The organism is Sphingomonas oryzagri, from assembly GCF_029906645.1.
Lineage (GTDB): Bacteria > Pseudomonadota > Alphaproteobacteria > Sphingomonadales > Sphingomonadaceae > Solisphingomonas > Solisphingomonas oryzagri.
The window spans coordinates 120,158-132,361 of sequence record NZ_JARYGZ010000004.1; the positions used below are offsets into that span (position 1 = coordinate 120,158).

Sequence of the window (12,204 nt, forward strand, 5' to 3'; positions counted from 1 at the left end):
GGGGGAGGATTTTACAGCCTGTGCCGCGCCACTTCCGGCAGCAGGATCCGCTCGATCGCCTTGGCGACGCCGTCCTCGTCGTTGGTCGCGCTGACCCAGTCGGCCTCGGTCTTCACCGCCGTCGGAGCCTGCCCCATCGCGATCGCGACGCCCGCGCGCTTCAGCATGGGCACGTCGTTCGGCATGTCGCCGATCGCCGCCGTTTCCTCCAGCGGCACGCCGATCGCGGCGCAGAGCGCGACGATGCCGTCGCCCTTGTTGGCGAGCGGGTGGGTGATGTCGCAATAATAGGTCTGCGAGCAGGAGATTTCGGCGTCGCTGCCGATCGCGGCCTTGCTGTCCGCCTCCAGCTTGGTGATGGTCGGCACGTCGTCGCTGACTCCGACGATCTTGTCGATGCGGCCGTGGAGCGACTCCCAGTCGCCGTCGAGCACCGGATCGACCATCGCCGATTTCACCTCGTGCGGCACATGCGGGTTGGTCGCGTCGTCGGCGAACCACTTGCCGTCGGCGAACACCCACAGCGAGGCGCCGCTGGCGCGCACGATTGCGTAGGCCTTGCGGCTGGCCTCGGCGGACAGGTGCCGGGCCGAGAGGATGTCGCCCGACGGCATCACCAGCGTGCCCCCGTTGAACGCACCGAGCGGGGCGGTCAGCCCCAGCGCCTTGGCCAGCGGCAGGATGCCGGACGGCGGCCGGGCGCTGATCAGAGTCATGTGGACGGTGGCGTGCTCCAGCCGCCTTGCCGCATCGACGGTGGCGGGGGCGAGCGTCTTGTCGTGGCGCACCAGCGTGCCGTCGACATCGGACACGAACAGGCGGATCGGCCCGTTGCTTTTCGTGCCGCCCCTCATACGACGGGATGCCATGCGCGGCCATCGCGCGCCATCAGCGCGTCGGCGCAGGCCGGGCCTTCCGATCCCGCCTTGTAATCCTCCGGCTCGCCGCCCTTCGCCCAGGCGTTGAGGATCGGCTGCACGATCTCCCAGCCGCGCTCCACCTGATCGGCGCGCTGGAACAGGGCCTGGTCGCCGATCAGCACGTCGTAGAGCAATGTCTCATAGCCCGTGCGGTGGCCGAGATCGAAATTGTCGGCGTAGCGGAATGCCATGCAGACCTCCTTGGTATCGACCACAGGGCCGGGCACCTTGGCGTTGAAGTGCAGGTCCAGCCCCTCGTTGGGCTGGATCTGGATGACCAGCTTGTTGGGCGGGATCTTGGCGATGTCCGCTCCGCGGAACATGGCGAGCGCGACCGGCTTGAACTGGATGACGATCTCGGTGTCGCGGGCCGCCATCGCCTTGCCGGTGCGCAGGTAGAAGGGCACGCCCGCCCAGCGCCAGCTATCGACCATCAGCTTCAGCGCGACATAGGTCTCGGTCGTGCTGCTCTTCGCGACATCCGCCGCCTTGAGGTAGGACGTGACCTTCTTGCCGTCGATCGTGCCGCCGGTGTAGCGGCCGCGCACGGCGTCGGTCTTCGCCTCCTTGGGCGTAGGGACGCGGACCGCCTGCAGCAGCTTCACCTTCTCGTTGCGCACAGCTTCGGCATCGAAGCTGTTGGGCGGCTCCATGCCGACCATCGCGAGCAGCTGGAACAGGTGGTTGGGCACCATGTCGCGCAGCGCGCCGGTGGCATCGTAGAAGGCGCCGCGCGTGCCGACGTCCACCGTCTCGGCGGCGGTGATCTCGACATGATCGATGTAGCGCGCGTTCCACACTGCCTCGAGGAAGGCGTTGCCGAAGCGGGCGACCATGATGTTCTGCACCGTTTCCTTGCCGAGGAAATGGTCGATGCGGAAGATCTGGCTTTCCTCCATCACGCCGAGCAGCACCCTGTTGAGCGCGCGGGCGGATGCGAGGTCGTGGCCGAACGGCTTTTCCACCACCACGCGGCGGAAGCCGTCGGTTTCCTTGAGCAGGCCGACCTTGGCGAGACTCTGCGCGATTGGACCGAAGAAGCTGGCAGCGGTGGCGAAATAGAAGGCGACGTTGCCGGAAAGCTGCTTCGCCAGCCCCTCATAGGTGGCGGGATCGTCGAACTCGCCCTGGAAATAGGCGATCTTCCTGCAGCGTTTCGCCCAGGCCGCCTTGGTGGCCTTGTCGGCGAGATCGAGATGCTGGGCGAGCTGCTGCTGGATGCCTTCGTCCGGCCCGCGGCTGACGACAAGGATGGCGAGATCGTCGCCGATCAACCCGTCGCGGGTGAGGTTGACCAGTGCGGGGGTGAGCAGGCGGCGGGAGAGATCCCCCGCGCCGCCGAAGATCACCAGGGTAGCGGGTGGCGCCGGCTCGCCCGGCTTCACCGTGGCCGGGGCCTTCTTACCCCGCGCCATTATTGCGGCATCTCGACGTGGCCGCCGAAGCCGTGGCGCATCGCCGAGAGCAGTTTGTCGCCGAAGGTGTTGTCACTGCGCGAGCGATAGCGGGCGAAAAGCGCGGCGGAGAGGACGTAGGCGGGCACCGCCTCCTCCATCGCCGCGTCGATCGTCCACTGGCCTTCGCCCGAATCCGCGACCTTGCCGGTATATTGGGTGAGATCGTGATTGTCGTAGAGCGCGTCCGCCGCCAGATCGAGCAGCCAGGACGAGATCACCGATCCGCGGCGCCATACCTCGGCGATGTCGGGCATGTTGAGCTCGAAGCGCTGGTCCTCGGGCAGATGCGCGCCATTCTTGGTCTTCAGCACGTCGAAGCCTTCGGCATAGGCGGCCATGATGCCGTATTCGATGCCGTTGTGGACCATCTTCACGAAATGGCCCGCGCCCGCCGGACCGGCGTGGATATAGCCCTTCTCCGGGCGGGTCGGCTCGCCGTCGCGGCCGGTGGTGCGGGCGATCGTGCCGACGCCGGGCGCCAGCGCATCGAAGATCGGATCGAGCCGGTCGACCTGTTCCTTCGGCCCGCCGATCATCATGCAGAAGCCGCGCTCCAGCCCCCACACGCCGCCCGACGTGCCGACGTCGACATAGTGCAGGCCCTTGGCCTCCAGCGCCTTCGCGCGGCGCATGTCGTCCTTGTAGAAGGTGTTGCCGCCGTCGATGATCGTGTCGCCGGCTTCGAGCAGGCCCGACAGCGTCTCGATCGTCGTCTCGGTGATCTCGCCGGCCGGCAGCATCACCCACACCGCACGGGGCTTGTCGAGCTTCGACACCATATCCTGCAACGAGGAACCGCCGGTGGCCCCGGCGCTCACGATGTCGGCGACCGCCTTCTCGGCCTGATCGTAAACCACGGTGCTGTGGCCATGGTCCATCAGGCGCTTGGCGATGCCGCCGCCCATCCGGCCGAGGCCGACGATGCCGATCTGCATAAAGACGCTACTCCAGTTCAGGCTTGTGTTGCGGCCTTCAACGCGCGGGCAAGCGCCTCGGGGCCGGATTTCTCGTCCTTCAGGTGGACGCGCAGCACGCGCTGGCCACGCGAAGCCAGCACCTCCATATCGCCGCGCGCCTGCGCGAGCTGGACGGTGCCGAACGAGGCGCGGTTGCCGGGGATGGCGATATCCTGCGACGGCTCGCGCGTGATCGTCAGGAAGATGCCTTCCTTCGGGCCGCCCTTATAGGCCTGGCCGGTCGAGTGGAGGAAGCGCGGGCCGAAGCCGGCGACGGTGGCGATTTTCTTGGAGTCGCGCACGTCGACACGCATCGCCTCGATCGTCGCCTCGTGGGTCTCGTTGCGCTCGATATACGCGAGGAACCCGAAATAATCGCCGGCCTTGGCGGTCGAAAGGTGCGCCTTCAGGATCGCCGCCGCGTCGCCGCCATCCACCTTGGCGGGGGCGTAGAAGGCGAAGTCGCCGTCCTCGAAGAAGGGCGTCTCGGGCTTGAGGCTGCCGGACTGTTCGTACGCCTCGATCAACTGGCGGGTCTGGATCTTGGCGTCCTCGACGTCGGGCTGGTCGAACGGATCGATGCCGATGATCGCGCCGGCGACCGCGGTCGCGACTTCCCAGCGGACGAACTCCTGGCCGATATCCTCCTTCTTGTTGAGGACGATGGTGACGATCGGCTGGCCGGTGGCCTTGAGCGCTTCCAGCTTCGCATGGTCGGCCGACATTGCGTCGCCTTCGAGGTGCAGGTGCACGAAGACGCGGTCGTTACCGTAGTCGGCCGGATCGCCGAGCGGCTCCAGATCGACGGGGACGATGCCCTCGCCCTGCTTGCCGGTGCTCTCCGCGATCAGTTGTTCCAGCCACGAACCGAACGGCTTTAGCGTGGGCGAGGGAACGAGCGTCAGCTTGTCGCGGCCCGCGACGGCGGCGGCGCCCATGATCGCGCCCAGCTCGAAGCCGGGGTTGGCGGCGGGCGGCGCGTCCGGGCCGCACGAGTTCGTCATCAGCGTGACGACATCGAAGAAGGCGCCGACGTCGATACCGATCGCGGCGGACGGCACCATGCCGAACACGGAGAGCACCGAATAGCGCCCGCCGATCGTCGGATCGCCGAGGAAGATGTGCGCGTAGCCATGCTCCTTCGCGACCTTCTCCAGCTTGGAGCCGGGATCGGTGATCGCGACGAAGCGCGCGCCGGCCTTGCCCTCGCCGACCGCCTGCTCGCAGCGCGCGAAGAAGTAAGCGCGCAGCAGTTCCGGCTCCATCGTCGAGCCGGACTTGGAGGCGACGATGTAGAGCGTGTTGGCCGGGTCGGTCGCATCGGCGACCGAAGCGACCTGGCCCGGATCGGTGCTGTCGAGCGCGTGGAGCTTGGGCGATCCGGCGCCGAGGATGAGGCCCATCACCTCCGGCCCGAGGCTGGAACCGCCCATGCCGAGAAGGACGACGTCCTTGTATTTCTTCGCTTCGACCGAGAGCGCCTGCAGCGCGGCGATATCGACCTGCTTGCCCTCGGCGGCGGGCAGCCAGCCGAGCCACTTGCCCTCGTCGCCGCCGGTCCACATCGAGGCGTCGTGCGCCCAAAGCTTGCGCGACCAGCCTTCGGACCGTGCCTTCTCGATCGAGTCCTTCACCTTCGCGTCGAGATCGGCGGGCAGATCGGCAGAAATCGTATCGAGCTTGCCCGCGAGGAACTTGCCGCGCTTGCCCGCGACCGCGCCGTAGAGCGAGTCCGCCGCATCGGCGAACGACTTCACGCCATCCTTGACCAGTTGCGCGGTCACGCCGTCGAGATCGAGGCCGAGCTTCTCGGCCGTCGCCAGCACCTTCTCCGCACCGTCCACATCGGAGACGAGGCTGTTCGAGGTCTCGCCATGATCGCGGAAGGCGTCCATCGTCGCGGGCGGCATGGTGTTGACCGTGTCGCGGCCGATCAGCGTCTCGACATAGAGGACGTCCGAATAGGCCTTGTCCTTGGTGCCGGTCGACGCCCAGAGCAGGCGCTGCGGCTGCGCGCCCTTCTCGGCCAGCGCCTGCCAGCGGGCCGAGGCCGAAACCTCCAGATAATGCTGGTACGCGATCTTGGCGTTGGCGATCGCGATCTTGCCGCGGATGGCCTTGGCCTCCTCGGTGCCGAGCGCATCGATCTTCTTGTCCATCACGCCATCGATGCGGCTGACGAAGAAGCTGGCGACGCTGGCGATCCTGTCGATGGCCTCGCCCTTGGCGACGCGCGCCTCGAGCGCCGAAATATACGCCTCCAGCACCTTCTTGTACGCGTCGAGCGAGAAGAGCAGGGTGACGTTGATGTTGATGCCCGCCTCGATCGCATCGTGGATCGCGGGGACGCCCGGATCGGTGCCGGGGATCTTCACCATCAGGTTCTCGCGATCGACCTCCGCCCACAGCCGCTTGGCGGCGGCGAGCGTCGTATCGGTCTCCATCGCCAGATAGGGCGAGACCTCGATCGAAACGTAGCCGTCCTTGGCCTCATGCTTGTCGTAGACCGGTTTCAGCGTGTCGCAGGCATCCTGAATATCCTTGATCGCCAGCGCCTCGTAGATCGTCTCGACGGTGCGGGGATCGGCTTCGACCTCGGCCTTGAGCTGGGCGTCATAGGCGGAGGAGTGGCCGATCGCCTTCTCGAAGATCGAGGGGTTGGAGGTGACGCCGGTGAGGCCATCCTCCTCGACCAGCCGCTTGAGGCCGCCCGCGGCCATGAACTCCCGGTCGATGAAATCCAGCCAAACGGCCTGACCGGCCTCTTCGAGCTTCTGCAGTCGGTTCATGGTGCTTGCTTCCTGTTCGCGGACGGCTTCGAGCTGATCGTCGGACATGTCGATCTCCTCATATCCCACTTCAACCCCAACCCGTTCGCACTGAGCCTGTCGAAGTGCGTGCCCCAAGCGGTGTCGCTTGCAGCACGTCCTTCGACTTCGCTCAGGACGAACGGAGTGAGATCGGTGAGGCCATGGTCATCCCATCACTTCGCGCGCCACCTTGACGACATTGTCGAGGGTGAAGCCGAATTTCTTCTGCAGATCGGCGAGCGGGGCGGAGGCGCCGAAGGTCGCCATCGTCACCGTCTTGCCCTTGAGGCCGACGTAACGGTCCCAGCCGAACTCGGCGCCCTGCTCGATCGCGACGCGCGCCTCGACCGACGGGGGCAGCACGCTGTCCTTGTAGGCCTGGTCCTGCTTCTCGAAGAGGTGGAAGCTCGGCATCGACACGACGCGGACGGTCTTGCCGCCCTCGGACAGCGCCTCGGCCGCCTTCACCGCGAGGCCCAACTCGGTGCCGGTCGCGATCAGGATCAGATCGGGCGTGCCGCTGTCCTTGGTCAGCACATAGCCGCCCTTGAGCGTGCCCTCGGCCGAGTTGAACTTGGTGCGATCCAGCGTCGGCATCGCCTGGCGCGAGAAGACCAGAACGGTCGGCGTGTGGACGCTCTCCAGCGCCGCCTTCCACGCATAGGCCACCTCGTTGGCGTCGCCGGGGCGGATCGTGTCGAGGTTCGGCATCGCGCGCAACGAGGCGAGATGCTCGATCGGCTGGTGGGTGGGGCCGTCCTCGCCGACGCCGATGCTGTCGTGCGTGAACACGAAGGTCGTCGGAATCCGCATGATCGCCGCAAGGCGCAGCGTCGGACGCATGTAATCGGAGAAGACGAAGAAGGTGCCGGTGTAGGCGCGCAGGTAGGAGAGTGCCATGCCGTTGGCGGCGGCGCCCATGCCATGCTCGCGGATGCCGAAATGAAGGTTGCGGCCGCCATAGCTGCCCGGCTCGAACGAACCGGCATCCTTGATGTCGGTCTTGGTCGAGGGGGCGAGATCGGCGGCGCCGCCGACCAGCCACGGCACCGAGGGCGCGATCGCGTTCAGCACCTTGCCGCCCGCCTCGCGGCTCGCCATGCCCTTCTCGTCGGCGTCGAAATGCGGGAGCGCCTTGTCCCAGCCCTCCGGCAGCTTGCCGGCGAGCATCGTGTCGAGTTCGACGGCGAGATCGGGGTGCGCCTTGCGATAGTCGGCGACCATCGCCTCCCACTTCTCGCGGGTCGGCGCGTTCTTCGCCATCGCATCTTCGAAATGCTGCTTCGCTTCTGCGGGGACACGGAAGCTCTCGTCTTCGGGCCAGCCGTAGCTCTTCTTGGCGCCGCGGATTTCCTCCTCGCCCGGCGCGTCGGAGTGGGCCTTGTGGGTGCCGGCGCGGGTCGGGAAGCCGATGCCGATGATCGAGCGGACCTCGATGAAGGTCGGCTTGTCGGTGGTCGCCTTGAAGGTCTCGATCGCCTTGGCGAAGGCTTCGGTGTCCTCGGCATCCTCGATCAGGATGGTGTTCCAGCCGTAGGCCTTGAAACGCTCGATCACATTCTCGTTGAAGGTGATGTTGGTGTCGCCCTCGATCGTGATGTCGTTCGAGTCATAGACCCAGCAGAGGTTCGCCAGCTTCAGATGGCCGGCCAGCGAGGCAGCCTCGGAGGCCACGCCTTCCATCATGTCGCCGTCGGACGAGAAGACGTAGGTGTCGTGGTTGAAGATCTCGAATCCGTCGCGGTTGAAGTGGCTGGCGAGCCAGCGCTCGGCGATCGCGAAGCCGACTGAATTGCCGCAGCCCGCGCCCAGTGGGCCGGTGGTCGTCTCGACGCCGGTGGTGTCGTGATATTCGGGATGGCCCGGCGTCTTGCTGCCGATCTGGCGGAAATTCTTGATGTCGTCGAGGCTGACGGCGGGCAGCCCGGTGGGCTTGCCCTGCGCGTCCACCTCGATCGTGCCCGACATGTGGAGCAGCCCGTAGAGCAGCATCGAGGCGTGGCCGACCGACAGGATGAACCGGTCGCGGTTCGGCCACAGCGGGGCCTTGGGATCGTAGCGCAGGAACTTCGTCCACAGCGTCTCGGCGATCGGCGCCAGCGACATGGCGGTGCCGGGGTGGCCGCTATTGGCCTTCTGCACCGCGTCCATGGCCAGGCAGCGGATCGTGTCGATCGCCAGCCGATCGATCGAGCCGTCCTCGACGACGTGCGTGGCAGGACGGGCGGCGGTGTCGGTATCGGTCATTGGGTCGAGTCCCCGGTTCGCAAGGATGCGCGCGCTCTGCCGCGTGGAACGGCCGGGCGCAAGCACCGGTTCCGTATGCGTTACGGTTTCGATGGCCTTTCGCGGCGTTCGACTCCCGTTTCGTCGCCGATGTAGAGCGCGTCGATCTCGCTTAGAAAAAGGCCGTGGCCGAGCAGACCCGGCACCGCGTCGAGCGCGCGGGCAAGGCCGGCGGGGTCGGCGATCGGGCCGAAATCGCAGTCCATCAACAGATTGCCCTGATCGCTGGGGGCGGGGCGGACGACCGGCTCGCCGTCAAGAGCGCGGATCGCGCCCATGACATAGGCGCGCGCGAAGGGCAGCACCTCGATCGGCAACGGGCGGGCGAGCGTCTCCACCGGCTTGGACGCATCGACGATGCAGATCATGCGCGTCGCGGCGCTGGCGACGATCTTCTCGCGCAGCATCGCGCCGCCGCCGCCCTTGATGGCGCGGAACCGGGGATCGATCTCGTCGGCGCCGTCGATGCACAGGTCGACCGTGGCGAGATCGTCGAAGGCGAGGAAGGGGATGCCCGCCGCGCGCGCCGCCGTTTCGGTGGCGAGGGAGGTGCCGGCGGCGGTGATGGTCAGGCGCTCGTCGGCGATCCGCCGGCCCAGCCCGGAAATGGCGAAGGCCGCCGTGCTGCCCGTGCCGAGGCCGACCAACATTCCGTCGGTCACTTCGGCGATGGCGGCCTCGGCGGCCCTCTTCTTCGATATGTCTCCGGTCGTCATGACCGGAGGTCTATCACGCCTCGGCGGGCGTCGCAGCCTTGGGCTTGCGGCCGCGCTTGGCGGGCGTCGCGGCGGCGGCCTTCGGGGCGGCCTTGGCGCGGGCCGGCTTGGCGGGCGCCTCGTCCTTCTTGCGGCCGAGGCCGATCTGCTTGGCGAGGCCGCGACGCTGCTCGGCATAGGCCGGGGCGACCATCGGATAATCGCGCGGCAGCTTCCACTTGGTGCGATATTCTTCCGGGGTCATGTTGTAGTTGGTGCGCAGATAGCGCTTCAACATCTTCAGCTTCTTGCCGTCTTCGAGGCAGACGATGTAGTCGTGCTTCACCGAGGAGCGCACCGGAACCGCCGGCTGCAGCTCCGGCTCTTCCGCCTTCTTCGGCTCGGTCAGTCCGGTGAGCGCCGCGTGCACCTGCGCGATCAGCGACGGCACCTCGCTCGTCGCGACATTGTTGTTGGCGACGTGCGCGGCAACGATGTCGGCGGTGAGGCTCAGCAGCTCATTGTTCAGTTCATCGGACACGGGGGTGACGCTCCTTATTCCGTTTTCGACTGCGACTGACTTTCGCGCCGAATAAGATTGCGTATCTACGCGCATCTATTGCGGGATCAAGCCATCATATAAGCGATGATTAAGGAATTCATGATCGGGTACCTTGCCCCAAGATGAACATCTGTGGCCGTATTTAAGAGATCGGTTTCGGAATGTTGCAATCGGGCAATTATCGGATCGATCATCTTGCCGGATCACAGCGAAGCGAGCGTCGGCTCCGATCCGGACTGCCGCTCGAACAGGCGCCGATAACGGCCATTCTCGATGCCGAGCAGCTCGGCGTGGTCGCCATCCTCGACGATTCGGCCGGCATCGAACACCAGAATGCGATCGAGCGCGCGCACCGTGGAGAGGCGATGCGCGATGATGACGGTGGTGCGCCCCACCATCAACCGCGCCATCGCCTCGGTGATCGCGGCCTCGGATTCGGAATCGAGGCTGGAGGTGGCTTCGTCGAGGATCAGGATCGGCGCGTCCGCCAGGAAGGCGCGGGCCAGCGCAACCCGCTGACGCTCGCCGCCCGATAGTTTCACGCCGCGCTCGCCTACTGGCGTGCGATAGCCCTTGGGCAGCTTCGTGATGAAATCGTGCGCGTTGGCGAGCTTCGCCGCCCGCTCGATCTCCGCCTGCGTCGCATCGGGCCGCGCATAGCCGATATTCTCGGCCAGGCTGCGGTGGAACAGGATCGGCTCCTGCGGGACGATCGCGATCTGGCTGCGGAGCGACGCCTGCGTGGCATGGCCGACATCCTGCCCGTCGATCGTCACACGGCCTTCCGTCACGTCGTAGAGCCGCTGGATCAGCTTGACGAAGGTCGTCTTGCCCGATCCCGACGGGCCGACGAGCCCCACCCGCTGTCCGGCCGGGATGGTGACGTCCAGCGCCTCGTAGAGCGGTGTCGCGTGCCCGCCATAGCGGAAGGTGACATGGTCGAAGCGGATCGCGCCTTCCTCTATGCGGATGGGTTTCGCATCCGGCGCATCCTCGATGCCGAGCGGCTGGTCGTGGATGTCGACCAGTTCCTCCATCTCGTTCACCGCGCGCTGGAGCTGGTGCACATATTGCCCGATCTCGCGCAGATAGCCGTGCACCACCAGATAGGTGGTCAGCACATAGGCGACGTCGCCGGCCGACGCGCGGCCCTGCCACCACAGCCACAAGGCGGTGCCGGTCAGCGCCGCGCGCACCGCCCACAGCAAGGTGAGCTGCGCGGTGCCGGCATAGGTGAACAGCATCCACGTCCGCCGCGTGCGCCGCTGCCATTTGGAAACGATCCAGCCGAGGCGCTGCTCCTCGCGCGCCTCCGCGCCGAAGGCCTTGACCACCGCGTTGGTACCGATCGCGTCGGCCAGCACGCCGCCGATCTTGGTGTCCCACTGGTTGGAGAGGCGCGAGGCGGGCGCGATCACCTTCGTCGCCAGCGTCACCGTCAGCGCCACGTACGCGATCGCGCCCAGCCCCATGACCAGGCCCATTACCGGCCAGTGCGCGCCGAGCAGCAGCACCGTGCCGACCAGCACGACGAGCGACGGCAGCAATGCGAGAAGCAGCGTATCGTCGAGCGAATCGAGCGCCCACATGCCGCGCGTGATCTTGCGCACGGTGGAGCCGGAGAAGGCGTTGGCGTGCCAGTCGGTCGAGAAGCGCTGGACGCGCTGGAACGCCTCGTTGGCGATGTCGCGCATGATGCGCAGCGACAGCGGCACGATCGCCCACCAGGAGAGGTGGCGCAGCACCACCATCGCCGCACCCAGCGCGACGATCGCGAGGAACGCATCGAAGGCGCCGCCGTGCCCGGCCGCGCCGCGTCCCAGTGCATCGACGAGGTGGCCGACGAACAAGGGCACGAAGATTTCGGTGACGGTCGCGAGGCTCTGGCCGATCGCCACGGCCGCGGCGAGCCACCAGCGGCGGCGCCAGTGCTGGAAGGTGAAGGCGAGGACAGTGCGGAGAACCGCGGCGCCGTCTCGGGACTTGGGCTTGCTCATCGGGAAGATCGGCCCGTCGCCGGGTCCCTTATGTCGTCAGCGAAAGAAACGGCGGTGGGGGCGTGTCCACCGGAAGGGCTCAGATCAGCCCGATGCCCGTATAGGGGCGGCGCTTATACGATAGGATCATCGGTCGCCTCCCTTGCTTCGCTGAAACGATGCGGCCGCGCATAGCATGACGCGCGCGTGGACGCCAGTATGCGCCCGATCTCGTCATTGCGAGGCGCGAAGCGGCGAAGCAATCCATTCGGCCTTTGCGGTTCTGGATTGCTTCGCTTCGCTCGCAATGAAGGATGAGAGATGCGCGGCAAGGTCTTGATGTTAACGAATTCGCCCCGATATTCCGCGCAAGTCCGCGACTTGCCGAGCTTGTCGGCGGGTGCTAGCACGGCGGACGGGTGCGATGTCCGCGCCCCGCACCGGCGCCACTCTGGGCGGCCGGGTATCAGGTTGACGTCGCACAATGCCGCATTTCCTTTCCCGCACCGATCGCTTCGAGAGCGACGCGGCTGCGCGGAACG

8 protein-coding genes are annotated in these 12,204 nt (G+C 66.6%); all 8 read right to left on the reverse strand.

What is annotated here, in order from left to right; all coding sequences use genetic code 11:
* Window positions 1-11: 11 nt before the first annotated feature.
* Complete coding sequence (locus tag QGN17_RS18870) at window positions 12-869, reverse strand: HAD family hydrolase (protein WP_281046152.1); 858 nt, start codon at window positions 867-869, stop codon at window positions 12-14.
* Complete coding sequence (zwf, locus tag QGN17_RS18875) at window positions 851-2,335, reverse strand: glucose-6-phosphate dehydrogenase (protein WP_281046153.1); 1,485 nt, start codon at window positions 2,333-2,335, stop codon at window positions 851-853. Before zwf ends, QGN17_RS18870 begins: the two co-directional genes overlap by 19 nt.
* Window positions 2,335-3,312, reverse strand: a complete 978-nt coding sequence (gnd, locus tag QGN17_RS18880) for a phosphogluconate dehydrogenase (NAD(+)-dependent, decarboxylating) (protein WP_281046154.1) — start codon at window positions 3,310-3,312, stop codon at window positions 2,335-2,337. Before gnd ends, zwf begins: the two co-directional genes overlap by 1 nt.
* A gap of 17 nt (window positions 3,313-3,329) precedes the next feature.
* On the reverse strand, window positions 3,330-6,170 hold the full coding sequence (locus QGN17_RS18885) for a bifunctional transaldolase/phosoglucose isomerase (RefSeq protein ID WP_281046155.1): 2,841 nt from the start codon (window positions 6,168-6,170) through the stop codon (window positions 3,330-3,332).
* Between the two features lie 138 nt (window positions 6,171-6,308).
* A complete protein-coding gene (gene tkt, locus QGN17_RS18890) occupies window positions 6,309-8,390 on the reverse strand; it encodes a transketolase (RefSeq protein WP_281046156.1) in 2,082 nt (693 codons plus the stop codon).
* Window positions 8,391-8,470: 80 nt separating this feature from the next.
* The gene (gene rpiA, locus QGN17_RS18895; protein ID WP_281046157.1) at window positions 8,471-9,145 is read right to left on the reverse strand and encodes a ribose-5-phosphate isomerase RpiA; all 675 of its coding nucleotides are present in this window, start codon (window positions 9,143-9,145) and stop codon (window positions 8,471-8,473) included.
* 13 nt (window positions 9,146-9,158) lie between these two features.
* On the reverse strand, window positions 9,159-9,665 hold the full coding sequence (locus QGN17_RS18900; protein ID WP_281046158.1) for a MucR family transcriptional regulator: 507 nt from the start codon (window positions 9,663-9,665) through the stop codon (window positions 9,159-9,161).
* A gap of 224 nt (window positions 9,666-9,889) precedes the next feature.
* Window positions 9,890-11,683: an ABC transporter ATP-binding protein gene (locus tag QGN17_RS18905; RefSeq protein WP_281046159.1), complete on the reverse strand. Its 1,794-nt coding sequence runs from the start codon at window positions 11,681-11,683 to the stop codon at window positions 9,890-9,892.
* Window positions 11,684-12,204: the final 521 nt, after the last annotated feature.